Source organism: Streptomyces sp. NPDC054786 (assembly GCF_053611685.1).
Map to the genome: position 1 here is coordinate 1 of NZ_JBSHAW010000075.1, position 23,281 is coordinate 23,281.

The following is a 23,281-nucleotide window of genomic DNA, read 5'->3' on the forward strand; positions in this document are numbered from 1 at the left end:
GTGCGGACCCGCCCTGGCAGAGCGGGGTGACGGGCCGGTCCGGGCCCGGCGCGTCACCCCGCGTCACCCAGGTGTTTCCCCCGCAGGGATGATCAGGCGATCAGGAAGAAAGGGCCGCACCCCGATGACCTCCTACCAGGACATGCCGTGGCTGGCACAGCTCAACGACGCCCAGCGCGCCCCCGTCCAGCCGCCCCCCTCGATGCTGCACGCCTTCCGGACCGCGGTGGGCCGGGTCCCCGACCGTACGGCGCTCGCCTACTTCGACGGCCGGCTGTCCTACGCAGAGACCGATGCGCTCTCCGACGGCATCGCCGCCCACCTCGCCGAGCGCGGCTTCCGGCGCGGCGAGCGGGCCGCGGTGATGCTGCAGAACACCCCGCACTTCGTGCTCGCACTGCTCGGCGTGTGGAAGGCCGGCGGCGTGGTGGTGCCGGTCAACCCCATGTATAAGTCCGCCGAGATGCGGCACATCCTGGACGACGCCGAGGTCACCGCCGTCATCTGCGCCGACCGCACCTGGGACGGCTTTCTGCGCGCCACCGCCGCCGAGGCACCGTCCGTACGGCTCGCGCTCACCGCCTGGGAACGGGACCTGCAGACCCGTGACGACCGGCGGGTGCTGCGCGGTGAACGGCTCGGGCCGCAGGAGGGCGCCGACGACCTGCTGACCGTCGCCCGCACCGCGGGACGGATCCGCGCGGTGCCGGCCGACCCCGAGCTCACCGCCGACGACCTCGCATTGATCAGCTACACCTCCGGCACCAGCGGCACCCCCAAGGGCGCCACCAACACCCACGGAAACATCACCTACAACGCCGAACGCCAGCGCACCGGCCTGGGCCTGCCCGAAGGCGCCACCTACTTCGCGCTCGCCCCGCTCTTCCACATCACCGGCATGGTCTGCGAACTGGCGGCCTGTGTCGCCAACTCCGGCACCCTCGCGCTCTCCTACCGCTTCGACGCGGGCGTCGTCCTGGACGCCTTCGTGGAGCACCGCCCCGCCTATACGGTCGGGCCCTCCACCGCCTACATGGCGCTGATGTCCCACCCCGGCGTCACCCGCGACCACTTCGCGTCCTTCCGGACCATGTCCTCGGGCGGCGCCCCGCTGCCGCCCGCCCTCGTCGAGAAGTTCCGCACCGACTTCGGCCCCTACCTCCACAACGGGTACGGCCTGACGGAGTGCACCGCCCCCTGTGCCAGCGTCCCGCCCGGCAAACAGGCACCGGTCGACAAGGTCTCCGGCACGCTCGCCGTGGGCGTGCCCGGCCCCGACACCGTCGTCCGGATCACCGACGAGAACGGCCAGGACCTGCCGTTCGGCGAGCAGGGCGAGATAGCGGTCCGCGGCCCCCAGGTCGTCCCCGGCTACTGGCGCCGCCCCGACGCCACCGCCGAGGCCATCCCGGACGGCGAGCTGCGTACCGGCGACATCGGCTTCATGGACGCCAACGGCTGGCTGTACGTCGTCGACCGCAAGAAGGACATGATCAACGCCTCCGGCTTCAAGGTGTGGCCGCGGGAGGTCGAGGACGTCCTCTACAGCCACCCGGCGGTGCGCGAGGCGGCGGTCGTCGGGGTGCCCGACGCCTACCGCGGCGAGTCGGTCAAGGCCTATGTCAGCCTGCGCCCCGGCACCGCCCCGGACCCCGCCGAGCTGGCCGCTTACTGCAAGGCACGGCTCGCCGCGTACAAATATCCCCGTGTGGTGGAGATCCTGGCCGAGCTTCCGAAGACCACGAGTGGCAAGATCCTCCGACGGGAGCTGCGCCACCGCGCATGACTAGGCACGAAGGACAGGTGAGGGCGATGGCCGGCACGAAGGACGGCAACGGCAACGGTGGTGCGAAGCCGGTGGCCCAGCGGCTGCTGGCCACCGCCACGAGGCTCTTCGCTGAGCAGGGGTATGACCGCACCTCGGTCCAGGAGATCGTCGATGCGGCGGGCGTCACCAAGGGCGCCCTCTACCACTACTTCGGCTCCAAGGAAGATCTGCTCCACGAGGTCTACGGCCGGGTCCTGCGGCTCCAGCAGGAGCGGCTCGACCAGTTCGCCGGCGCCGAAGAGCCGGTGGAGAAGAGACTGCGGGACGCCGCCGCCGATGTGGTCGTCACCACCATCGCGAACCTCGACGACACCAAGATCTTCTTCCGCTCGATGCACCACCTCAGTCCGGAGAAGGACAAGCAGGTGCGCGCGGAGCGGCGCCGCTACCACGAGCAGTTCCGCGCCCTGGTCGAGGAGGGCCAGCGCACCGGCGTGTTCGCCGCCGACATCCCCGCCGACCTGGTCGTGGACTACCACTTCGGTTCCGTGCACCACCTGGGGACCTGGTACCGCGAGGACGGGCCGCTCAGCCCGCAGCAGGTCGCGGACCATCTGGCGGACCTGCTGCTGCGCGCCCTGCGGCCGTAGTCCTGAGGCCGCACCGAACGCCGTGGTCCGGGGCACCTGGCCCGCCGGACCACGGCGTTGCGGTGCCGGCCCACGCCTGCGCCCGGCGGGAGGCCGCCTCGGGCGTGGCGCCGGGATGCCTGCTGTCCGCCACGGGCGCGCTCGGTGTTCCGTTCGCCACATGTGCGGGGGGTGGCGCGATCCCGCACCCTCACCGTGGGTATCGGACCGGGCACATCGGGGTGAGCCCGGCCGCCTCGCGCCACGCCGCGAAGGGCTTCACCGCATCTTCCGGAAAATTATTGGATTGCGCGCAAGACCAGTGGGAATGCGCTCGGGGGCAGCGACACTCAAGGGGCGGCTGTGGCTCGGGGGTGTCCTCATCCGCTGTCCGTAACTTACGGTATCGATAGTACTGCTATCACTACCGATGTGGGTGGCCTTGTGGCTGAAGTGACGCTGTTTCTCCGGGAGTACGCACGGACGCGCCGGGAGGTGGGCGCGATTGCTCCGAGCAGTCCCCGGCTCGGCAGGGCCCTGACCCGCTATCTCATCCCCAGCCCCGGCCGTTCCCGTGCCGTCCTGGAGGTGGGGCCGGGCACCGGAGCGGTGACCCGTCATATCGCCGACGCGCTCGGCCGGCAGGACACCCTCGACCTGGTCGAGGCCAACCCCCGCTTCGTCGACCTGCTTCACGATGCCTACGGCAGTGACCCGCGGCTGCAGTTCCTCACCGGCCTGGTGCAGGAGCACGAACTCGGCACCTACGACACGATCGTCTGCGGTCTGCCGTTCGCGAACTTCGACGCCCCGACGACGACGGACATCTTCGACCGGCTGCTCGGCGCCCTGCGGCCCGGCGGCACCCTCTCCTTCTTCGGCTACGTCGGCGGGGCGACGGTGCGCCGCACGTTCAGCGGGGGATCGGCGCGCGTCCACGCCCTCGACGGGCAGAACGCACTGCGCCGCATACTCGACCGGCACACCTTCCGTACGGAACTGGTGCTGGGCAACCTGCCGCCGGCCCGGGTGCATCACCTCGTACCGGCCGGCGACCCCGTTCACCCCGTGTGAGGTTGCGCCTGCACCCGCCGGGAGACGTCCTCCTGGGCGATCCGCCGTAGTGCGGCCATCGCCGCGTCGCCCAGCACGGTCCCGAGCACCGCACCCTCGATCTGGGCGTCGATGCCCGGGACCCCGTCGAATGCCGCCAGCTCGGCGGCGGCCAGGGTCCCCGCGGCCTGCGCGTACCGGTCGAGCAGGCCGAGCAGTTCAGCCTGGTCGAGCTCGTGGTAGGCCACCACGACCTGCACCAGCGTCTGCCACCCCGGGTTCTCGGGCCGCACCGCCCAGTCGTGCCGCCGCACCAGCTCCGCGACCTCCCGCTCGGCGCGCTCCCACGTCGCGTCGGTGCCCCGCTCGGCGGCCACCCTGCTGACCGCCGACTGTGCGGTCCCGAGCATGCCGTGCACGGTGCTGCCCGGAGAGTCGATTCCGGTCAGCACCTCGGCGGCAGCCGCGATGGACAAGCCGCCCACTTCGGTCAGCGCACGGATCAGCTTCAGCCGCCGGATGTGCGAATCCGCGTACTGGACCTGGTTCGGACCGGTGCGCTCACCCGCGGGCAACATGCCTTCCCGGGTGTAGTACTTGATCGTCGGAACCGGGACACCGGTCCGCCGCGCCAGTTCTCCGATACGCATCCCCCGAGGATAGCGGCGCGTCCGCACCGGCCGGGGCCGACTCCGGCCGTCGGACAGCGGCCCCGCGTCCCCGCCGTGCGCAGTCCGTGCCCGAGGTCCCCACCCCCTCGGGCACGGCTGCCGTACCGGCCGCCCCGCCCTACAGGTAGCGCTTCAATTCACGGCGGGCCAGCGACCGTTGGTGCACCTCGTCCGGGCCGTCCGCCAACTGCAGCGTGCGGGCGCCGGCCCACAGCTCCGCCAGCGGGAAGTCCTGGCTGACACCGCCCGCGCCGTGCAGCTGTACCGCCTTGTCGAGGATGCCCACGACGGTGCGCGGGGTGGCGATCTTGATGGACTGGATCTCGGTGTGGGCGCCCTTGTTGCCGGCGGTGTCCATCAGCCAGGCGGTCTTCAGCACCAGCAGCCGCAACTGCTCCACCGCCACCCGGGCGTCGGCGATCCACTCCTGCACCACGCCCTGCTGGGCCAGCGGCTTGCCGAAGGCCGTACGGGCCACCGCGCGGCGGCACATCAGCTCGATGGCGCGCTCGGCCATGCCGATCAGTCGCATGCAGTGGTGGATCCGGCCGGGGCCGAGCCGGGCCTGGGCGATGCCGAAGCCGCCGCCCTCCTCGCCGATCAGATTGCTCGCCGGTACCCGGACGTCATGGAAGAGCACCTCGGCGTGGCCGCCGTGCCAGTGGTCCTCGTAGCCGTAGACCTGCATGGCGCGCTTGACCTCCACGCCGGGGGTGTCGCGCGGCACCAGGATCATCGACTGCTGGCGGCGGAGGTCCGCGCCGTCCGGGTCGGTCTTGCCCATCACGATGAAGATCTGGCACAGCGGGTTCATCGCGCCGGAGATGTACCACTTCCGGCCGTTGATGACGTAGTTGTCGCCGTCACGCGCGATATGCGTCTCGATGTTGGTGGCGTCCGACGAGGCCACCTCCGGCTCGGTCATCGCGAACGCCGACCGGATCTCACCGGCCAGCAGCGGCTCCAGCCACTGCTTCCGCTGCGCCTCGTCGCCGAACTGCGCCAGTACCTCCATGTTGCCGGTGTCCGGCGCCGCGCAGTTCAGTGCGGTGGGCGCCAACTGCGGGCTGCGGCCGGTGATTTCGGCCAGTGGCGCGTACTGGAGGTTCGTCAGCCCGGCGCCGTACTCCGCGTCGGGGAGGAAGAGGTTCCACAGGCCCTGCCTGCGGGCCTCGGCCTTGAGCTCCCCGACGACCGCCGGGGTGTCCCACGGCGAGGTGAGCGCGGCGCGCTGCTCGTGGGCGGTCTGCTCGGCCGGGTGGACATGCTCGTCCATGAACGTCAGGAGCTTCTCGCGCAGCTCCTGGGTGCGGGCGTCGAATGCGAAGTCCATGGGTCGCTCAGCCTTCCTTCAAGGTGGTGAGTCCGTGGCCGATGAAGACGGGGACGAGCTCGCCGATCCGGTCGAACCCGGCGCCGACGGTCTGGCCGAGCGTGAAGCGGTAGTGGATGCCTTCGAGGATCACGGCGAGCTTGAACCAGGCGAACGCCGTGTACCAGGCGATGGCGGAGGTGTCCCGGCCGGAGCGGGCGGCATAGCGCTCGATCAGCTCGGCCGGTGAGGGGTGGCCGGGGGCGCCGCTGGTGGTGCTGACCGGCGACTGCGGCAGGCCCAGGTCCGAGCTGTACATCGCCAGCAGGCCGAGGTCGGTCAGCGGATCGCCGAGCGTGGACATCTCCCAGTCCAGAACGGCCTTGAGGGTGTCATCGGCCCCGATCAGGACGTTGTCGAGGCGGTAGTCGCCGTGGACGACGGCCGGTGCGGGCGAGGCGGGCAGCGCCCGGCCCAGCGCCTCGTGCAGCTCGTCGATCCCCGGCAGATCACGGTTCTTCGAGGCGCTCAACTGCTTGCCCCAGCGGCGCAGTTGGCGCTCCAGGAAGCCCTCGGGGCGGCCGAAGTCGCCGAGCCCGACCGCCTCCGGGTCCACGGCGTGCAGGTCCACGAGCGTATCGACCAGGGAGAGCACCACGGCCCGGGTGCGCTCGGGCCCGAGCGGAGTCAGCTGGTCGGCCGTGCGGTACGGCACGCCCTCGACCAGCTCCATCACATAGAAGGGTGCGCCGACGACCGACTCGTCCTCGCACAGCAGCAGCGCCTCGGGTACCGGCACCGGTGTCTCGTGCAGGGAGCTGATGACGCGGTGCTCGCGCCGCATGTCGTGGGCGGTGGCCAGCACATGGCCGAGCGGCGGCCGGCGGACGACCCAGGAGGCGGCACCGTCGGTGACGCGGTAGGTGAGATTGGACCGCCCGCCCTCGATCAGCCGGGCCCGCAGCGGGCCGCCGGCCAGCCCCGGCCGCTCCCGGTCCAGATGCTCGCGCAGTCGTTCCAGGTCGAGGCCGGGAGGATCCTCCCGGTCCTGGGACTGCGGGGGAGGGGTGCCCTTGCTCATCGTGCTCCTCCGTACGGAGTGGACGGTCGATCGGTCGCAGCACGATCATGCCGACTAGTCGGTATGGAGTCCAGTGCCGGGGCATGGGGCGTCGGTCACGCGAGGAATTTCCGCCATTCCGGCGGCCCCGACCGCCCCTGTCACCGATGGCTCAGGCACCCCCGGCCGTGGTCATGCGTGACACGCCATCGGCACCCCGCCGTTCATCACCGTCATATCGCCGAACCCGGCCACCAGGTCGAGCGGGGCACCCGGCGCCGCCCCCGCCAGCTCCGCGTACGCCCGGTGCAGATTCGCCACCAGCCGCTCGCTCTCGGCCAGCCCGGCGAACGGGCCGAGGTCCGCCTCCCGGGCCACCTCCAGCGGCGTACGCCCGGCCGCCCGGCCCTCCTGCGCCAGCCGCAGGACGAACTGCAGATAGCGCTCGATGCCGTCGTACACCTCGGGGCCGGTCACCGGACCGTGCCCGGGGACGACGGTGACCGCGTCCAGGGTGCGCAGCAGTTGCAGTGCCCGCAGCGATCCGGCGAGCGAGCCCATGAAGACGAACGGTGTGCCGCCGTGGAAGACCAGATCGCCGGCGAAGACGATGCGCTGCCGGGGCAGCCAGACGACGGTGTCGCCGGTGGTGTGCGCCACGCCCGGGTGGATCAGCCGCACTTCGATGTCGCCGACGTGCAGGGCCAGCTCGTCGGTGTAGGTGACCTCCGGCGCCGTCAGACGGATGTCGCCGTACTCCACCTGCGGCCACACCGCGTGCAGTTGCTGCCCGGCGGCCAGCAGCTCATGGCGGCAGGAGGCATGCCCGATGACCGTCGCCTCGGGTGCGAAGACACAGTTGCCGTAGGTGTGGTCGCCGTGGTGGTGGGTGTTGACCACCATGCGGGGCGCCGGCGCGCCGCTCTCGGCGATCCGGCGGCGCAGCAGGCGCGCCCGGCGCTCGGTGGCGGCGGTGTCCACGAGCAGGGTGGCGTCCCCGTCGGTGACGAAGCCCGCGTTGTTCAGGCACCAGCCGCCGTCCGGCTGGATGAAGGCATGGACGCCGGCGGCGAGTTCGGTGAGGTAGGGCTCGGGGACGGGGGATCCGTCGGTGGGTGGCGCGTCCGCGGGTGTGCCGGCGCGGGGCGGTTGCGCCGGGTCCGGCCCGGTGGCGCCGGGCCCGGAGGTCCGTGCGGCCGAGGTGTGTGCTGCCGGGGTCTGTTCCGGCGTGTTCCGTGCTGCCGAGTCGCCCATGCGGATGTGTCTCCTCGTCCGGTGGTCCCTCATTCCCCGCGGCCGAGGCGGAGAGGGGGTCCGCTCCGGGATAGCGAGGGTCGCGTCACCGTACCGCCGCCGCCCGCCGTGGCGGCAACGTGCCCCCTCTCAGTGCTCCGGCCCCACCAGGATCACCGCGCCGCACAGCGCCAGCGCGAGGGTGCAGCCGACCAGCAGCAGTGCGGTCCGCGGGGGCAGACCCGGCGGGCGGCCGGTGGCCATCTCCTGCATCCGGCGGTGCGCGAGAGCCACAAACCCGATCCACAGCAGCCCCGTCAGCACCGCCAGAACCACCTCCACCGGTCCGGGGGCCGCGCTCCGCAGCAGCTGACGGGCGGCCAGCACCGCCATCGCCGTGGCGGACAGCGTCGTACGCCGCCACGCCAGTCTGGTCCGCTCCGGCTGCAGCCCGGGGTCCCGGTCGGGGGCCGGCCGCGGCGCCCCCGCGTCCGGCCGCGGTCCGCCCGCCATCGGCTAGGTGGTCCGGCCCAGGAGGACCAGCACGACCACCGCCACCGCCAGTACGCCGACGCTCAGCGCCAGCGCCGTGGGGAAGCGGGAGACCGGCAGGTCCTCGCCGCGCCGCATCGCGCGCTCGCAGCGCACCCAGTGATTGACCGCCCGCAGCGCACACAGCGCGCCGCCGACCAGCAGGACGACGGTGAAGGTCACCCGCAGCCCCTGGTGCAGCCGGGGCAGGAACTGGTCCACCGCGAACCCGCCGCCGATCAGCGCCAGCCCGGTGCGCAGCCAGGCGAGGAAGGTGCGCTCGTTGGCGAGCGAGAAGCGGTAGTCGGGGGTCGCGCCCTCCTCGCCGATCCGCGCGGGCGAGAACCACAGCCGTACGGCCGCGCCGGCCGACCGCAGTCCCTCAGTGAGGATCATGGCCGAAACCCTATCGGCCGGCCCGTGCCCTGCCCGCGTCGCCTCAGAACTCCCCCGCCTCCCGCCGGGCGACCAGCTGCCGGTACGCGGCGAGCCCGTCCGGCGTCCACGGCCACTCGTCGAGCCGCCGGACCAGCTCCTCCTCGGTCAGGAACGCGGACCACTCGATCTCCGACTCCTGCGGGGCGACCGGCAGGGTGCAGCGCACCTCGTAGACCGCGGACCACCAGGTGTGCTCGGCCGTCTCGTAGAGGAACTTGAACAGCGGTTGCGGCGGCTCCAGCCCCTGGACCCCCAGCTCCTCCTCGGCCTCGCGCAGCGCCGCCTGGTCGTAGGTCTCGCCGGCGCCGACCACCCCGCCCACGAACATGTCGTAGTGCGAGGGGAAGACGAGCTTCTGCGGGGTGCGGCGGTGGACGAAGATCCGGTCCCGGTCGTCCCGGGCGAGGACGAAGGCGCAGCGGGTGCGCATCCTGCGGGCGTAGGCCTCACCGCGTGGGGCCTGCCCCACGACCTGATCGTCCTCATCGACGACGTCGAGGATTTCGTCCGCGTTGAGCGGTTGCTGATCAGTCATGGGAGCCATGCAACCACCCGGGTCCGGGGCGGCACATGCCGGGCGGCCGTCACCGGGGGCGGGCGGCAGCGAGGGGGAGCGGCCGAGGGGGGAGGACCGGGAGACGGGGGAGCGGCGAAGCGGGGAGTGGTACACGAGAAAGCCCCGGACGGGGGAAGGGACATGGGGCCGGACGGGGGAGCGGGGGCGGGACCGGGAGGGGAGCTGCCGGGCGAAGGAGGCGGCCGCGCCGGATGCGCGTCAGTGCGGCTGCAGCTCCCGCACGCTCTCCCGCCGGCCGGACCCCGGCGGCATCGCCGGATGGCTGCCGATCAGCACGATGCCCGCGACGACGGCCACGATCCCGGCCACCTCCCACGCCAGCGCCCCGGCCGTCACCTGCAGCTGGTCACCGAGGAACCCCACCCCGCAGGCGATACCGGCCAGCGGCTGGGCGGCGGTCAGCGCGGGCAGCGACAGCCGCAGCGGCGCCGACTCGAAGGCGCTCTGCACGAGCACCAGCGCCAGCACGCCGAGCACGACGATGGCGTACGGCTGCCAGCTGGTGGCCAGGGCCGACCAGCCGCCCTCGGTGAAATGCTCACCGCTGATCCGGGTCAGGGCGTCCTGCAGCCCGTAGATCAGGCCTGCCGCGACGCCCAGCAGGGCGGCCTCCAGGCTCACATGCACCCGCTCCCGCTTGGCGACCGCCGCCAGCAGCAAAGCGGTGCCCAGCACCATGCCCATGATCAGCCACTGCCACAGATGGTCGGTGCTGCGCTGCCCGCCCTGTGGACGCCCGGCCACGATGAAGGCCGTCACCCCGCCCGCCAGCAGCCACAGCCCGGCCCAGCCGCTACGGCCGAGCCGCTGCCGGGTCAGCCGCCGCGACAGCGCCATCGCGAACAGCAGATTGGTCGCCAGCAGTGGCTCCACGAGCGTGATGTCGCCCATCCCCAACGCCACCGCGCCGAGCGCCATCCCGACCACCATCAGGCCGATACCGGCCAGCCACAGGGGCATGCGCACCAGGTCGAGCAGCAGACGGACCGAGAGGTAGTCCTTCATCGGGGCGCGCTGCGCCGCGGCCTGCTGAAACACGAAGCCGAGTCCCAGACAGCAGGCCGCTCCAAGGGCGAGCAGTATCACCGTCACGTCGCACCTCGTATCGCGCGGGGCGGGGGGATGCGCCTGAGGATAGTCATCCGGCGGCGGGCGTGGGGTGGCCCTCGTCACCCACCATTCTCCCGCGCGTCCCGGTGTACCGCTGGGTAACTCGACGGTTGACGCGGCAGTCGGGTGCGCTGAGGATCGTTCCACCACGGCGGCAGGGGCGCCCGGCGTGCCCCGTTGAGGAGTAGCTGAGATGGCGTACGACGCTGATGTGATCGTGATCGGAGCGGGGCTCGCGGGCCTGGCGGCCACCGCGGAGCTGGTGGACGCCGGACGGAAGGTGATCCTCCTCGATCAGGAGCCCGAGCAGTCCTTCGGCGGGCAGGCCCACTGGTCCTTCGGCGGCCTCTTCCTGGTGGACTCCCCCGAACAGCGCCGGCTGCGGATCCGCGACAGCCACGAGCTGGCCTGGCAGGACTGGCTGGGTACGGCAGGCTTCGACCGGCCCGAGGATCACTGGCCGCGCAAGTGGGCCGAGGCCTATGTCGATTTCGCGGCCGGCGAGAAGCGCTCCTGGCTGCACCGGCAGGGCGTACGGCTCTTCCCCGTCGTCGGCTGGGCCGAGCGCGGCGGCTATGACGCGACCGGGCACGGCAACTCCGTCCCCCGCTTCCACATCACCTGGGGCACCGGGCCCGGTCTGGTCGCCCCGTTCGCGCGCCGGGTGCGGGCCGGGGCCGCCCGCGGGCTGGTGGATCTGCGCTTCCGCCACCGGGTGACGGGGCTGTCGCGCACCGGGGGGAGCGTGGACACCGTCAGCGGCGAGATCCTGGAGCCCTCGGACGCCGAGCGCGGCAGGCCCAGCAGCCGTGAGGTGGCCGGCGCCTTCGAGCTCAAGGCCCAGGCCGTGATCGTCACCTCGGGCGGTATCGGCGGCAATCACGAGCTGGTGCGCGCCAACTGGCCCGAGCGGCTCGGCAAGCCCCCGCGGCGGATGCTGTCCGGGGTGCCCGCGCATGTGGACGGCAAGATGCTGGGCATCGCCGAGGCGGCCGGCGGCCGGATCATCAACCGCGACCGGATGTGGCACTACACGGAGGGCATCGACAACTGGAACCCCATCTGGCCGCTGCACGGCATCCGGATCCTGTCCGGCCCGTCCCCGCTGTGGCTCGACGCCCGCGGCAAGCGGCTGCCGGTGCCGCTGTTCCCGGGCTTCGACACCCTGGGCACGCTGGAGCACATCATGCGGACCGGCCATGACCACACCTGGTTCGTGCTCACCCAGAAGATCATCGAGAAGGAGTTCACCCTCTCCGGCTCCGAGCAGAACCCCGATCTGACCGGCAAGAGCGTCCGTGGCGTGCTGGGCCGGGCCAGGGCCGGCGCACCGGGACCGGTGCGGGCGTTCATGGACCGGGGCGCGGACTTCATCGTCGAGCGTTCGCTGACCGATCTGGTGCGGCGGATGAACGAGGTCACCAAGGAGCCGCTGATAGCGGAGGACGCGCTGCGCGGCGAGATCGTGGCGCGGGACCGGGAGATCGCGCACCCCTTCACCAAGGACCTCCAGGTGATGGCGCTGCGCGGCACCCGCAGCTACCTCGGTGACCGCCTGATCCGCACCGCCGCCCCGCACCGGCTGCTCGACCCCAAGGCCGGCCCGCTGGTCGCCGTACGGCTGAACATCCTCACCCGGAAGACGCTCGGCGGTCTGGAGACCGACCTCTCCTCGCGGGTGCTGACCGACGGGGGTGCGCCGCTGCCCGGCGTCTACGCGGCGGGCGAGGCGGCCGGATTCGGCGGTGGCGGGGTGCACGGCTACCGCTCGCTGGAGGGCACGTTCCTCGGCGGCTGCCTCTTCTCCGGGCGGACGGCGGGGCGGGCGGCGGCGCGGGCGGTGTCCTGACGGGCGGGGTGGTGCGGGGCGTGCGGGCGGTGCGGGAAGGACCGGTGCGGAGGAGGCGGGAGGGGCGTGGGGGGCGTCGCACCCGGCCGAGTTCCGGTGACGTGGCGCTCAATTCCGTGATGCGGAAAGAGGGGTTGGCGGATCCGGCCATTCCCCTTCCCGTCTTGACGCGGAGCTCTGCGTGCCGCTTTGCTGTGCGTGATGACTGGTGCGGACCAAGTCATCACCCTCTGTAGAGGTGCGCGGATTTGGCCCCCTCCCCCCGAGGACGACTCGGTGCGGTGAGGCGGCCGGTGCGGCGCGCCATGGAGTCCCTGACCCGTGATTTCGATTTCCCCTTCGCCCTCGACGCCGCCGCCCCTCGAACGTGCCAGCTGTCCGGGCGTCCCGGTGCTCACTCCGGCCCTGGACGACGCCCAACTGGCCATCGCGGCCGATGCGTTGGCGCTCGGCCAGTGGGTCCGGGTGCGTACCCTGCTCGCCGGGACCGGTGCGGACTGGGATCTGCGCGGCCACCGATTAACCGTCCTGGCCACCTGCCCCGGCGCCGCCGCCTGGGCCGGCGACTGGCAGCTCGCCGAACCGGACAGCGGCGACGCGGCCACCCTCCTGGCCCTCGCCACCGTCCATCTCGCCCTGCGCGGCGAGAGCAGCACCGGGGCCGCCGCCGAAGCCTGTGCCACGGCCGCCCGGATGCTGCCCGACGACCCCACCCCCTGGCTCGGCGCGCTGATCCTCGCCCGTCGCGCCGGCACCCCGGGCGAACGGGCCCACGCCTTCCACCAGGTGCGCGCCCGCCACCGCGACCACCACCACGCTCACCACCTGATGACGGCCTGCCTGGCCGAACAGCGGGCCGGCGGCAGCGACGACCCGCGGCACCCGGCCCACACCTTCGCGGCCCGCGCCGCGGAACGCGCCCCCGCCGACTCCCCGCTCGCCCTCCTGCCCGTCGTGGCGCACGCCGAGCGCTACCGCGTCCTTGCCGCCGCGGGCCTGGCACCCCCCGACCCCGCGGACTGGGGCCACTGGTCCACCCGGCGCGCCCGGCACGTCCTGCAGGCCGCCGTCGACTGGTGGCTGGAGTGGGAGGGCGAGGAGCACCCGCGCCGCAAGATCGATCTCAACTTCCTCGCCCATGCCACGTTCCACCAAGGGAGGATGGCCGAGGCCGCCGCGCTGTTCCAGCGGATCGGCCCGCACCCCACGCGCGCACCGTGGTCGTACCCGGGCCGCGACGGCGAAGGCGCGTTCCGGGCCGCACGGGCCACCGCACTGTGCCGGGCCCGGGAAGCCGCCGCCCCGTGACCCCGCGGCGCTGATGACGAAAGTCTGACGCCGGGGCCCGGACACTGGCCCCGGGGCCCGCAGGGTGTTCGAATCGGAGGGTGACCAAGGACGCGAAACTGGCCCGTGCGGCGGGCGGCGGCGAGGACGGCCACGGCACCCCCGTGGGCCGCCGTGTGGTGCTCGGCATGCTCGCCGCCGGTGCCGCCGGCGTCGCCGCGGCCCCCTTCCTGCAGAGCGCCTACGACAGCACCCTCGGCGCCGCCGCACAGCAGGACCCCACCGGCCTGACCGGTCTGCTCCCGGGCGGCGGCGGCTTCCGCTACTACTCCGTGACCGGCTCCGTACCGGCCAAGGACGAACACACCTACCGCCTCACGGTCGACGGCCTGGTCCGCCACCGCGCCGGCTACCGCCTCGCCGATCTGCGCCGGCTGCCGCAGACCCGGCTCGTCCGCGACGTCCAGTGCGTCACCGGCTGGCGGGTGCCCGGCACCCCCTTCGAGGGCGTACGCCTCTCCGTCCTGCTCGATGCCGCGGGTGTCCGCCCCGAGGCCAAGGCCGTCCGCTTCACCTGCTTCGACGGCGCCTACAGCGAATCCCTCACCCTCGAACAGGCCCGCCGCGACGACGTCCTGGTCGCCCTGCGGATGCAGGACAAGCCGCTCGCGCATGCGCACGGCGGTCCGGTGCGCCTCTATGTCGCGCCCATGTACTTCTACAAGTCGGCGAAGTGGCTCTCCGGGATCACCGTCACCGACCATGTACAGCCCGGATACTGGGAGAACCTCGGATATGACGTCGACGCCTGGGTCGGCCGGTCGAACGGACGCGACGATGCCCCGACCACCTGAGGCCCGGTCCGAGCCCACCACGGCGCGCCCCCGCGTCCTCCGCTTCACCCCCGCCGAGCACCGGGTGCACCGCGCCACCGCCACCCTGATGGCCGTCTGTGTCCTCACCGCTGGCTGCCTCTACCTCCCCTTCCTCGCCGAACTCGTCGGCCGCCGCGCCCTGATGGTCACCGTCCACGAGTGGTCCGGCATCCTGCTGCCCGCCCCCCTGCTGCTGGGCCTCGGCTCCCGCGCCCTGCGCGCCGACCTCACCCGCCTCAACCGCTACGGTCCGCACGACCGCCAGTGGCTGCGCGCCGCACTGCGCCGCCGAGGGGGCCGCCCGGCCGGCAAGTTCAACGCCGGCCAGAAGCTCTACGCCGCGTGGATCGCCGGCGCCGTCCTGGTGATGCTCGGCACCGGCCTGCTGATGTGGTTCACCCACCTTGCGCCGCTCGTCTGGCGCACCGGCGCCACCTTCGTCCACGACTGGCTCGCGCTCGCCGTGATCCTCGTGATCGCCGGCCATGTCTGGAAGGCGTTCGACGACCCCGAGTCCCGCCGCGGCCTGCGCACCGGCTCCGTCGACCCGCAATGGGCCCGACGCGAGCATCCGTTGTGGGTGCACGGGAAGGACGACGGGGACGGGAGCGGGGACCAGGGCAAGGGCAAGGGCAAGGGCGATGCCTAGGTCACGTCTTGCGGATCGCCCCCGGGGCCGCGGCTGACCCGAAGGACGCGTCCCGGTCTTCGACCGCCTGGCCGGTCCCGCTCATTGCAGACACTTCTTTGCAGAGAATCGTGTGCAGAGAAGTCTCTGCAACTCTAGGCTGCCGTCCATGACCGACGCCCCGGAGCACCGGCACCAGCACCCGTCCCGGCCGACACCGTCCGCCGCGCCCCCGACCCGCCGGATGGACGCCCGCAGTCTGCGCGGTGTGGCCCACCCCCTGCGGATGCGCATCCTGGAACTGCTGCGCCTCGACGGGCCGGATACCGCAACCGGGCTCGGGCGCCGCCTCGGTGAGAACACCGGAACGGTCAGCTGGCATCTGCGTCACCTCGCTGACCACAGCTTCATCGAGGAGGAGACCGGCCGCGGCACCAAGCGTGAGCGCTGGTGGCGGGCGGCCCATGTCACCCACCGGCTCGACACCGCCGAATTCCGCGACGATCCGGACACCCGTGGCGCGCTGTCGCTCTATGTGCACGAAATCGTCCAGCAGCACTTCAACCGGGTCGTCACCTATCTGACCGAGGACTGGGAGCGGGAGTGGCGGGATGCCGGCACCCTCACCCAGTGGCACGATCTGCGGCTGACTCATGAACAACTCGCGGCGCTGAACGAGGAGTTGGCGGAGGTCGTCGCCCGGCACCGGGATGCGGCGCAGAGCGGATCCGGTGGGGCCGCCGCGGAGGAGCAGCCGGTCGTCGTCCAGTTGCAGTCCTTCCCGCGCAAGGAGCGACACGAGCAGTGAGCGGACTGCTGCGCCGCCACCGTGACTTCCGGCTGTTGTGGTGCGGCGAGACGGCGGGGAAGTTCGGGGCGGCGGTCACCAATGTGGCGATGCCGCTGGTGGCGATCGCCACGCTGCACGCCCCCACCTTCGCAGTCGCGCTGCTCAGCGCCTGCGTCTGGCTGCCCTGGCTGCTCATCGGCCTGCCGGTGGGCGTCTGGGTGGACCGGCTGCGCCGCCGCCCCCTGATGCTGGCCGCCGCGGCGCTCTCGCTGGCGCTGTTCGCCGCCGTCCCGGTCCTCGCCGCGGCCGGCGGGCTGAGCCTCGGACTGCTGATCGCCTTGGCCCTGTCGGCCGGTGCGGCGGCGGTGGTCTTCCAGACCGCGTACAGCGCCTATCTGCCCACCCTGCTCGCACCGGCCGACCAGGCCGAGGGCAACGCCACGCTGCACGGCAGCGCCTCCGCTGCGCAGATCGCCGGGCAGGGGGCGGGCGGCCTCCTCACCCAACTGGCGGGAGCCGTAGGCGGTTTGTCCGCCAATGCCGTCACGTTCCTCGTCGCGCTGCTGTGCCTGCTCGGCATCCGGCACCGGGAGCCGCGCCCGGACCCCCGCGACCGCGTCCCGCGGGCCCTGACCGCGGAGGTCGCCGAGGGGCTGCGGCTGGCCGCCGGTGATGTGTGGTTCCGTACGCTGACGCTCTTCGGCGCCGCCTCCAACCTCGCGCTCATGGGCTACCAGTCCCTCCTGACGGTCTTCCTGGTCCGCGAGGTCGGTCTGTCGCCCGGCGCGGTCGGCGGGCTGCTGGCGCTGGCCGGTACGGGCGGGATCGCGGGTGCCTTTGCCCTCCGCACGGTCGCCGACCGGTTCGGCACCGCCCGCGCCATGCTGTTGTACGAACTGGGCCTGCCCAGCGCCGTGTTGCTCATCCCGCTCACCACGCATGGCGCCGGAGCGGTGCTGTACGTCGCGGGCAGCTTCGCCGTGTCAGCGGGTGTGGTGGGCGGCAACATCCTCAAGGCGGGCTTCCAGCAGCGTTACTGCCCGCCGGCGCTGCTCGGCCGGATCATCGCCAGCACCTCGTTCCTCAACTACGGCACACTCCCCCTCGGTGCGCTGCTCGGCGGTGCGCTCGGCTCCGCCCTGGGCGTCCGCACCGCCATGTGGATCATGACAGCGGGCGTCCCGCTGGCCGCCCTGATTCTCCTCTTCTCGCCGATCCGGACCGTCCGCGACCTGCCGGTACGTCCCGCCGAGGCGCAACGGGAGGAGTGCGACGAGCCGGTCCGTGGGACAGCGGGGCAAGGCGGGGAGCGCGACGAGCCCGGCCACGGGACGGAGGGCCGGGGCGGGGCGGCGGCGCGGCGCTGAGTCGCACCGGCGGCCGTACGCTCATGCCGTGGGCGGCTCCGCCTGCGGGTCCGTCCGCTGCTCCGTCTGCGGCTCCGTCTGTTGCTCCGCCGACGGCAGTTCGACCTCGAAGCGGCAGCCCGACCCGGCGTTCCGTACCGTGGTCCGGCCCTCATGGGCCTCCACGATCCCGCGGACGATCGCCAGCCCCAGCCCGGCGCCGCCCTTGCCGTCCGCGCGCGGGGTGCGTGCCGCACCGCCGCGCCAGCCGGTGTCGAAGACCCGCGCCAGATCCTCCGGCGGGATGCCGCCGCAGCCGTCCTCGACCGCGAGCACCACCCGGCCCCGCTCGTGCCGCGCGCTGACCGCGACGGTGCCGTCCTCCGGTGTCGCCCGGATCGCGTTGACCAGCAGATTGCCCAGTACGCGGGTGATCTGCTGGGCGTCCACCCGCACCGGCAGCGGTACCACCCCGCCGTCCACCAGCCGCACCCCGCTCGCCCGCGCCAGCGGACCGGCTCCGGCGAGCGCATCGTCCACCAGGTCGTACACCGACACCCGCGACAGCGTCAGGGCCAGCGCCCCGGCCTGGATGCGGGACAGTTCGAAGAGGTCGTCGACCATTGCGGCCAGCCGGTCGACCTCGATCCGCATCCGGGCGTGGTAGCGCGCGGTGTCCTCGGCGACCCCGTCCTCCAGCGCCTCGGCCATCGCCCGCAGCCCGGCGAGCGGGGTGCGCAGGTCGTGTGAGATCCCGGCGATCAGATCGCGCCGGGAGGCATCCAGCGCCCGCTCCCGCTCCCGTGCCTCGGCGAGCCGTCCGCTGGTCTCCTCCAACGCCCGGGACAGTGCGGCCAGTTCGGCGGTGGGCGGCTCGGCGGGCGCCACGAAGCCGCCCTCGCTGCCGACCGTACGGGCCGAGCGCGCCAGCTCCCGGCTGCCCGCCGCGATCCGCCGTCCGAAGAGCAGCGCGGCCGCCAGCGACACCACCCCGGAGACGGCCACGACGGCCATCACCACGCCCAGGTCGTGCCCGGACAGAAACATCGCCTGGGCGACCGCCACCGTCCCGGCCGCCATCGCGGCCACCGCCAGCACCGCCACCGCGAACAGCGACAGCGCGACCGAGCGCCGCCGCAGCACCCGTACCGCGGGCGCGGCGAGCACCCCCGCCAGCGCCGCGCCCAGTGCCGCCAGCGCCACGATGACCAGGAAGTCCGTCATGACTGCGGCTCGCCTCCCAGCAGGGGCCAGGGGTCCGGCGGGGGCTCGTCCCCCATGGGGTCGAAGCGGTAGCCCGCGCCCCAGACCGTCGTCACCAGCCGGGGTGCGGCCGGATCCTCCTCGATCTTCTCGCGCAGCCGCCGCACATGCACGGTCACGGTGGACAGATCGCCGAACTCCCAGCCCCAGACCCGGTGCAGCAGCTCCTCCCGGGAGAAGACCTGCCCGGGGTGGCGCATCAGGAAGACCAGGAGGTCGAACTCGCGGGCGGTGAGGGAGAGTTCCCGCCCGTCGCGGTCGGCGCGCCGGCCCCCGGGGTCGGCACGGAGATCGCCGGCCCGCAGGACGGCGGAGGGCGCCGCGGCCGGCGGCGCGGACTCCGCGCGGCGCAGCACCGAGCCGATCCGCAGCACCAGCTCCCGGGGACTGAACGGCTTGGTCACATAGTCGTCCGCGCCCAGCTCCAGGCCGAGGATGCGGTCCGCCTCCTCGCCGCGGGCGGTCAGCATCACCACCGGGACCGCCGGGCCGTCGTCGGCACGGCGCAGCCGGCGGCACACCTCCAGACCGTCGATGCCCGGCAGCATCAGATCGAGCACCACGAGATGCGGACGGAACGCCGCGGCCCGGTCGAGGGCGGCGAAACCGTCGGCGGCGTGCTGGGTGGTGTAGCCGGCGCGGGAGAGATAGCCGGTGACGACCTCGGCGACGGTCGGATCGTCCTCGACGACCAGGACACGGCGCGGCGGCCCGTTCAGCGGGGCGGGCGGGGGTACGGAGGGTGGCGTTGCTCGGTGCACGGGGTCAGCGTGCCCTTCCCGGGAGATGGGTCATGGTTCCAGCCAACACCAGTACGCGCGGTGGCGGGCGGTCCGGTCCGCCGCCGTAAGACTCCGGTAACCGGCGGTGGTGCCGTCGGAGGGAGCGGCGGGCGGTCGGGGCCGGGACGCGGCGGCGTTGCGGGGCCTCAGCCCTCCAGCCCCTCCCGTACGCGTCGCGACACCGTGATCGCATACAGATCGAGCACGCCCGGCGGCTCGGCGAGGCCGGGTCCGCCGGCGCGGATCCACGCGGCGATGTCCGCCAGCGCGTCGTCGTCGTTGACCAGCCCCAGCCAGACGGGGCGCCCGCCGGCCGCCCGGCCCGCGGGCGACGGCTGGACCACGACCACGTTCGCCTGGTCGCACACGTCCAGGCACTCCGAGGCCCGCACCGGCGCCGCACCGTCGAGCGCCGCGCGCAACCGCGGTATCTGCCCGGCGTGGTCGACGCCCGGGATCTTGGCCGCATCGCCGCAGCAGCAGCCGCGGCACACGGTGACCCGGCACGGGGTCGCGGTGGCTGCCTTCCCGGCAGGCTTGTTGATCATCCGGTTCATGCTACGGGGCCCGCGCCGGGCAGAACGCGGGGAGGGCGGCCGGGGCACCACGGGCGGGCAATCCGGGTGTGCGGGGTAGGAACCCGGGCCCGCGGGATAGACATCCGGCATGTCCCTCACCGATTCCCACCCCCATCCCGGTCCCGCACCGGAGAGCGAGATACCCGGCCCGGCCGGCCTTCCCGTGCTCGGCTCGATGCTCGACCTCCGGCGCGACTCCCTCGGCACGTTCTTGAACGCCCGGCGCGCGCACGGCGATGTGGTGCGTCTGGAGGCCGGCCCGCCCGGTCTGCGCAGTGTGTTCCATGCGGTCTTCGCGCCCGAGGGCGTGCAGCAGATCCTCGCCTCCCAGGCCGCCAACTTCCGCAAGGACCACCCGCTCTACGAGGAGGTCCGGCAGGCGTTCGGCAACGGCCTGCTCACCAGCCAGGACACCGACTACCTCAGGCAGCGGCGGCTGGCGCAGCCGCTGTTCACCAAGCGCCGGGTCGACAGCTACGCCTCGGCCGTCACGACCGAGGCCGACGCCCTCGCCGACCGCTGGCGCACCGCCGAGGGGCACACCGTCGACCTGGTCCCCGAGATGAACCGGCTGGCGCTGCGCACCGTCGCCCGGATCCTGTTCGGCCTGGACGCGGCGGCGGCCGAGGACGCCTTCCACCGGTGTGCCCCGGTCATCAACGCCTATGTCGTACGGCGTGCCTACGTACCCGTGAAGGTCCCGCGCGAGTGGCCCACCCCAGGGAACCTGCGGGCCCGCGCCGCCACCGACGAGCTGAACGCGCTGTGCGACCGGATCATCGCGGACCGGCGGGCGGCGCGCGGGACGGCCGGAGAAGCGCCGGACGAGGGCAACGACCTGCTGTCCCTGCTGGCCGCGGCCGGCAATGACGAGGACGGCTCGCTCGACGCGACCGAGGTCCGCGAACAGGTGCTGATCTTCCTGCTGGCGGGCCACGAGACCACCGCGACCTCCCTGGCCTTCACCCTCCACCTCCTCGCCCGGCACCCCGAGGAGCAGACGAGGGTCCGCGAGGAGATCGACCGGGAGCTGGGCGGGCGCACCCCCACGGCCGCCGACCTGGACCGCCTGCCGTATCTGACGCAGGCGCTCAAGGAGTCCATGCGGCTGTATCCGGCGGCACCGGTCGTCAGCCGCCGGGCCGTGGCCGCCACGGAGATCGGCGGATTCCGCATCCCGGCCGGCGCCGATGTCGTCGTCGCGCCCTGGGTCACCCACCGCAGCCCGGATCTGTGGGAGGACCCGGAACGCTTCGATCCGCGGCGCTTCGCACCCGAGAGGGAGGCCGAACGGCACCGCTACGCCTGGTTCCCGTTCGGCGGCGGGCCGCGCGCCTGCATCGGGCAGCACTTCTCGATGCTGGAGTCCGTGCTGGCGCTGGCCATGCTGCTCCGTACGTACGAACTCGAAGCCGTGGACCGGGAGGTGCCGGTCGCCGCCGGTATCACCCTCCAGGCGACCGGGCCGGCCCGCGTTCGCCTGCGTCCGCGCGACGGAGCCGGGGAGTAGCAGGACCGGGGATGCCGCACCGCCCACGGCGGGAAACACAAACGCAACGAAAATAGCGTTTGTGTTTCGGCGGCGTCCCCCGTATCGTCGACCTCGTTCCCATTGCCGCCGATCGGAGAAGGCCGTTGCTCGTCTGAGGTCCTGAGACACCGCGCCCGCGACGGTGATTCGCCCTGCGCTCCCGGTATCCGGAGCGGCGAATCATGCCTCGCGCGGCCCGTCCGCGACCTCGGCGTACGTACGGCGTACCCGACGCACCCCGGCGTTCCGATGACGCGGTGTCTCCCAGCGCATTCCCCGCACCCCCTCTAGCGCTCAGGAGACCCCTTGTCCACGTCATCCACCTCTGCGTCCTCCGCGGCCATCGTCTGCACCGGCCTCGGCTTCAGCTGGCCCGACGGCAGTCCCGTCCTGGAGAACCTCCCGCTGGCCGTCGGCCCCGGCCGAACGGGCCTCGTCGGCCTCAACGGGGCCGGAAAGTCCACCCTGTTGAAGCTGATCGCGGGCGAGCTGACCCCGACCGCGGGCAGCATCAAGGTCGCCGGCGAGATCGGCTACCTCCCGCAACACGCCCCGCTCGACACCCGGCTGCGGGTCGACGAGACGCTCGGCATCGCCGCGGCGCGCGCCGCCCTGCACGCCATCGAGGGCGGCGACGCCGGCGAGGAGCACTTCACCGCCATCGGCGACGACTGGGACGTCGAGGAGCGCGCCCGCGCCACCCTCGACCAGCTCGGGCTGCCCGGCCTCGACCTCGATCGCACCATCGGCGAGGTGTCCGGCGGCGAGTCGGTCCTGCTGCGGCTGGCGGCTCTGCTGCTGCGCCGGCCGGACGTCCTGCTGCTCGACGAGCCCACCAACAACCTCGACCGGGCGGCCCGGCAGCGGCTCCATGCCGCGGTCGCCGGCTGGTCCGGGGTGCTCGTCGTGGTCAGCCACGACCGTGAACTCCTCGAACTCGTCGACCGGATCGCCGACCTCCGCGACGGGGAGATCCACTGGTACGGCGGCAACTTCAGCGCATACGAGCACGCCCTGGCCGTCGAACAGGAAGCGGCCGAGCGGACGGTGCGCGCCGCCGAGGCCGACGTACAGCGCCAGAAGCGCGAACTGGCCGACGCACACATCAAGTTGGCCCGCCGGGTCCGCTACGGCAACAAGATGAACGCCAACAAGCGCGAGCCGAAGATCGTCATGAACGAGCGCAAGAGGGAGGCCCAGGTATCCGCCGGCAAGCACCGCATCATGCACACCGAACGACTCAAGGAGGCCAAGGAGCGCCTCGACGAGGCGGCCGAGGCGGTCCGGGACGACGACGAGATCCGCATCGACCTGCCGCACACCGCCGTGCCGCCGGGCCGCACGGTGCTCACCCTGCACGCCCTGCGGGCCCGTTATGGCGCCCACGCCGATCTGGAGGTACGCGGCCCCGAACGGATCGCGCTGACCGGCCGCAACGGCTCCGGCAAGACCACGCTGCTGCGGACCGTCGCCGGCGAGATCCCACCGCAGGACGGTGTGGCGCAGACCCATGTCCCCTACCGCTTCCTGCCGCAGCGGCTGGAGGTCCTCGACCCCGCGCTGACCGTGGCCGAGAACGTCGCCCGCTTCGCCCCGGACGCCACCAACAACCGCATCCGGGCCCGGCTCGCCCGCTTTCTGTTCAAGGGCGCCCGTGCCGACCAGCAGGCCGGCACGCTCTCCGGCGGCGAACGCTTCCGCGCCTCGCTCGCCGCCCTGATGCTGGCCGAGCCGGCCCCGCAGTTGCTGATGCTCGACGAGCCGACGAACAACCTCGACCTCGCGTCGGTCCACCGGCTCGTCACGGCCCTGGAGTCCTACGAGGGCGCGCTCCTCGTCGTCAGCCACGATCTGACGTTCCTTCGGGACATCGGCATCACCCGGTGGCTCGCCCTGGAGGACGGTGAACTGACCGACATCGCACCGCTGTAGACGAATCGGGGCGGCGGGGCGGGGGGACGCCCCCGCCC

At 72.8% G+C, this 23,281-nt stretch carries 22 protein-coding genes; 11 read left to right on the top strand and 11 right to left on the bottom strand.

Annotated elements, in window-relative coordinates; genetic code table 11:
* Positions 1 to 124: 124 nt before the first annotated feature.
* The 3 genes from ACWGI6_RS36815 to ACWGI6_RS36825 all read left to right on the top strand — a co-directional run bounded on the left by ACWGI6_RS36815 (position 125) and on the right by ACWGI6_RS36825 (position 3,471).
* Positions 125 to 1,786, top strand: a complete 1,662-nt coding sequence (locus ACWGI6_RS36815) for a class I adenylate-forming enzyme family protein (RefSeq protein WP_453271539.1) — start codon at positions 125 to 127, stop codon at positions 1,784 to 1,786.
* 26 nt (positions 1,787 to 1,812) lie between these two features.
* Positions 1,813 to 2,418, top strand: a complete 606-nt coding sequence (locus tag ACWGI6_RS36820) for a TetR/AcrR family transcriptional regulator (RefSeq protein WP_393906979.1) — start codon at positions 1,813 to 1,815, stop codon at positions 2,416 to 2,418.
* Positions 2,419 to 2,850: 432 nt separating this feature from the next.
* Positions 2,851 to 3,471 carry a class I SAM-dependent methyltransferase gene (locus ACWGI6_RS36825; protein WP_393906978.1) on the top strand — a complete coding sequence of 207 codons (621 nt, stop codon included), beginning with the start codon at positions 2,851 to 2,853 and terminating at the stop codon, positions 3,469 to 3,471.
* On the opposite strand, the gene ACWGI6_RS36830 is transcribed toward ACWGI6_RS36825, so the two are convergent.
* The 8 genes from ACWGI6_RS36830 to ACWGI6_RS36865 all read right to left on the bottom strand — a co-directional run bounded on the left by ACWGI6_RS36830 (position 3,459) and on the right by ACWGI6_RS36865 (position 10,364).
* Positions 3,459 to 4,100: a MerR family transcriptional regulator gene (locus ACWGI6_RS36830; RefSeq protein ID WP_453271540.1), complete on the bottom strand. Its 642-nt coding sequence runs from the start codon at positions 4,098 to 4,100 to the stop codon at positions 3,459 to 3,461. The genes ACWGI6_RS36825 and ACWGI6_RS36830 overlap by 13 nt on opposite strands.
* Positions 4,101 to 4,239: 139 nt before the next feature.
* Positions 4,240 to 5,454, bottom strand: a complete 1,215-nt coding sequence (locus ACWGI6_RS36835) for an acyl-CoA dehydrogenase family protein (RefSeq protein ID WP_453271541.1) — start codon at positions 5,452 to 5,454, stop codon at positions 4,240 to 4,242.
* A gap of 7 nt (positions 5,455 to 5,461) precedes the next feature.
* Positions 5,462 to 6,514: a phosphotransferase family protein gene (locus tag ACWGI6_RS36840; protein ID WP_453271542.1), complete on the bottom strand. Its 1,053-nt coding sequence runs from the start codon at positions 6,512 to 6,514 to the stop codon at positions 5,462 to 5,464.
* 171 nt (positions 6,515 to 6,685) lie between these two features.
* Entirely contained in the window at positions 6,686 to 7,747 is a 1,062-nt protein-coding gene (locus tag ACWGI6_RS36845; RefSeq protein WP_453271543.1) for an MBL fold metallo-hydrolase, read from the bottom strand.
* Positions 7,748 to 7,876: 129 nt separating this feature from the next.
* Positions 7,877 to 8,239, bottom strand: coding sequence for a DUF202 domain-containing protein (locus ACWGI6_RS36850; protein WP_453271544.1), 363 nt, complete (start codon positions 8,237 to 8,239; stop codon positions 7,877 to 7,879).
* Positions 8,240 to 8,242: 3 nt separating this feature from the next.
* The gene (locus ACWGI6_RS36855) at positions 8,243 to 8,653 is read right to left on the bottom strand and encodes a YidH family protein (protein ID WP_453271545.1); all 411 of its coding nucleotides are present in this window, start codon (positions 8,651 to 8,653) and stop codon (positions 8,243 to 8,245) included.
* Between the two features lie 43 nt (positions 8,654 to 8,696).
* Positions 8,697 to 9,230, bottom strand: a complete 534-nt coding sequence (locus ACWGI6_RS36860; RefSeq protein ID WP_453271546.1) for an NUDIX hydrolase — start codon at positions 9,228 to 9,230, stop codon at positions 8,697 to 8,699.
* Positions 9,231 to 9,470: 240 nt separating this feature from the next.
* Entirely contained in the window at positions 9,471 to 10,364 is an 894-nt protein-coding gene (locus ACWGI6_RS36865) for a DMT family transporter (RefSeq protein WP_453271547.1), read from the bottom strand.
* Positions 10,365 to 10,575: 211 nt separating this feature from the next.
* Here ACWGI6_RS36865 and ACWGI6_RS36870 point away from each other — a divergent pair, with 211 nt between their 5' ends.
* From ACWGI6_RS36870 to ACWGI6_RS36895, 6 genes are all read left to right on the top strand, one after another.
* The gene (locus tag ACWGI6_RS36870; RefSeq protein WP_453271548.1) at positions 10,576 to 12,231 is read left to right on the top strand and encodes an FAD-binding dehydrogenase; all 1,656 of its coding nucleotides are present in this window, start codon (positions 10,576 to 10,578) and stop codon (positions 12,229 to 12,231) included.
* Positions 12,232 to 12,621: 390 nt separating this feature from the next.
* Positions 12,622 to 13,539, top strand: a complete 918-nt coding sequence (locus tag ACWGI6_RS36875; protein WP_453271549.1) for a hypothetical protein — start codon at positions 12,622 to 12,624, stop codon at positions 13,537 to 13,539.
* An 80-nt stretch (positions 13,540 to 13,619) separates the two neighbouring features.
* Positions 13,620 to 14,372: a molybdopterin-dependent oxidoreductase gene (locus tag ACWGI6_RS36880; RefSeq protein WP_453271550.1), complete on the top strand. Its 753-nt coding sequence runs from the start codon at positions 13,620 to 13,622 to the stop codon at positions 14,370 to 14,372.
* The gene (locus tag ACWGI6_RS36885; RefSeq protein ID WP_453271551.1) at positions 14,356 to 15,042 is read left to right on the top strand and encodes a cytochrome b/b6 domain-containing protein; all 687 of its coding nucleotides are present in this window, start codon (positions 14,356 to 14,358) and stop codon (positions 15,040 to 15,042) included. Before ACWGI6_RS36880 ends, ACWGI6_RS36885 begins: the two co-directional genes overlap by 17 nt.
* A gap of 148 nt (positions 15,043 to 15,190) precedes the next feature.
* Entirely contained in the window at positions 15,191 to 15,829 is a 639-nt protein-coding gene (locus ACWGI6_RS36890) for a helix-turn-helix domain-containing protein (RefSeq protein ID WP_453271552.1), read from the top strand.
* The gene (locus tag ACWGI6_RS36895; protein ID WP_453271553.1) at positions 15,826 to 17,178 is read left to right on the top strand and encodes an MFS transporter; all 1,353 of its coding nucleotides are present in this window, start codon (positions 15,826 to 15,828) and stop codon (positions 17,176 to 17,178) included. Before ACWGI6_RS36890 ends, ACWGI6_RS36895 begins: the two co-directional genes overlap by 4 nt.
* Positions 17,179 to 17,199: 21 nt before the next feature.
* On the opposite strand, the gene ACWGI6_RS36900 is transcribed toward ACWGI6_RS36895, so the two are convergent.
* From ACWGI6_RS36900 to ACWGI6_RS36910, 3 genes are all read right to left on the bottom strand, one after another.
* The gene (locus ACWGI6_RS36900) at positions 17,200 to 18,381 is read right to left on the bottom strand and encodes a sensor histidine kinase (RefSeq protein ID WP_453271554.1); all 1,182 of its coding nucleotides are present in this window, start codon (positions 18,379 to 18,381) and stop codon (positions 17,200 to 17,202) included.
* On the bottom strand, positions 18,378 to 19,181 hold the full coding sequence (locus ACWGI6_RS36905; RefSeq protein ID WP_453271555.1) for a response regulator transcription factor: 804 nt from the start codon (positions 19,179 to 19,181) through the stop codon (positions 18,378 to 18,380). The genes ACWGI6_RS36900 and ACWGI6_RS36905 overlap by 4 nt, the downstream gene beginning before the upstream one ends.
* A 167-nt stretch (positions 19,182 to 19,348) precedes the next feature.
* A complete protein-coding gene (locus tag ACWGI6_RS36910; protein WP_453271556.1) occupies positions 19,349 to 19,750 on the bottom strand; it encodes a (2Fe-2S) ferredoxin domain-containing protein in 402 nt (133 codons plus the stop codon).
* A 118-nt stretch (positions 19,751 to 19,868) separates the two neighbouring features.
* On the opposite strand from ACWGI6_RS36910, the gene ACWGI6_RS36915 reads away from it, so the two are divergent.
* Together ACWGI6_RS36915 and ACWGI6_RS36920 are read left to right on the top strand one after the other, a co-directional pair.
* Positions 19,869 to 21,290: a cytochrome P450 gene (locus ACWGI6_RS36915; RefSeq protein ID WP_453271557.1), complete on the top strand. Its 1,422-nt coding sequence runs from the start codon at positions 19,869 to 19,871 to the stop codon at positions 21,288 to 21,290.
* Between the two features lie 327 nt (positions 21,291 to 21,617).
* Entirely contained in the window at positions 21,618 to 23,243 is a 1,626-nt protein-coding gene (locus tag ACWGI6_RS36920; protein WP_453271558.1) for an ABC-F family ATP-binding cassette domain-containing protein, read from the top strand.
* Positions 23,244 to 23,281 lie beyond the last annotated feature (38 nt).

What these genes read in the sequence shown, in the direction of transcription:
- ACWGI6_RS36890 (WP_453271552.1), top strand. Translation starts at nt 15,191, where the DNA reads ATGACCGACGCCCCGGAGCACCGGCACCAGCACCCGTCCCGGCCGACA.
- ACWGI6_RS36860 (WP_453271546.1), bottom strand. Translation starts at nt 9,230, where the DNA reads ATGACTGATCAGCAACCGCTCAACGCGGACGAAATCCTCGACGTCGTC.
- ACWGI6_RS36910 (WP_453271556.1), bottom strand. Translation starts at nt 19,750, where the DNA reads ATGATCAACAAGCCTGCCGGGAAGGCAGCCACCGCGACCCCGTGCCGG.
- ACWGI6_RS36900 (WP_453271554.1), bottom strand. Translation starts at nt 18,381, where the DNA reads ATGACGGACTTCCTGGTCATCGTGGCGCTGGCGGCACTGGGCGCGGCG.
- ACWGI6_RS36830 (WP_453271540.1), bottom strand. Translation starts at nt 4,100, where the DNA reads ATGCGTATCGGAGAACTGGCGCGGCGGACCGGTGTCCCGGTTCCGACG.
- ACWGI6_RS36815 (WP_453271539.1), top strand. Translation starts at nt 125, where the DNA reads ATGACCTCCTACCAGGACATGCCGTGGCTGGCACAGCTCAACGACGCC.
- ACWGI6_RS36915 (WP_453271557.1), top strand. Translation starts at nt 19,869, where the DNA reads ATGTCCCTCACCGATTCCCACCCCCATCCCGGTCCCGCACCGGAGAGC.
- ACWGI6_RS36870 (WP_453271548.1), top strand. Translation starts at nt 10,576, where the DNA reads ATGGCGTACGACGCTGATGTGATCGTGATCGGAGCGGGGCTCGCGGGC.
- ACWGI6_RS36855 (WP_453271545.1), bottom strand. Translation starts at nt 8,653, where the DNA reads ATGATCCTCACTGAGGGACTGCGGTCGGCCGGCGCGGCCGTACGGCTG.
- ACWGI6_RS36840 (WP_453271542.1), bottom strand. Translation starts at nt 6,514, where the DNA reads ATGAGCAAGGGCACCCCTCCCCCGCAGTCCCAGGACCGGGAGGATCCT.
- ACWGI6_RS36820 (WP_393906979.1), top strand. Translation starts at nt 1,813, where the DNA reads ATGGCCGGCACGAAGGACGGCAACGGCAACGGTGGTGCGAAGCCGGTG.
- ACWGI6_RS36850 (WP_453271544.1), bottom strand. Translation starts at nt 8,239, where the DNA reads ATGGCGGGCGGACCGCGGCCGGACGCGGGGGCGCCGCGGCCGGCCCCC.
- ACWGI6_RS36845 (WP_453271543.1), bottom strand. Translation starts at nt 7,747, where the DNA reads ATGGGCGACTCGGCAGCACGGAACACGCCGGAACAGACCCCGGCAGCA.
- ACWGI6_RS36835 (WP_453271541.1), bottom strand. Translation starts at nt 5,454, where the DNA reads ATGGACTTCGCATTCGACGCCCGCACCCAGGAGCTGCGCGAGAAGCTC.
- ACWGI6_RS36885 (WP_453271551.1), top strand. Translation starts at nt 14,356, where the DNA reads ATGCCCCGACCACCTGAGGCCCGGTCCGAGCCCACCACGGCGCGCCCC.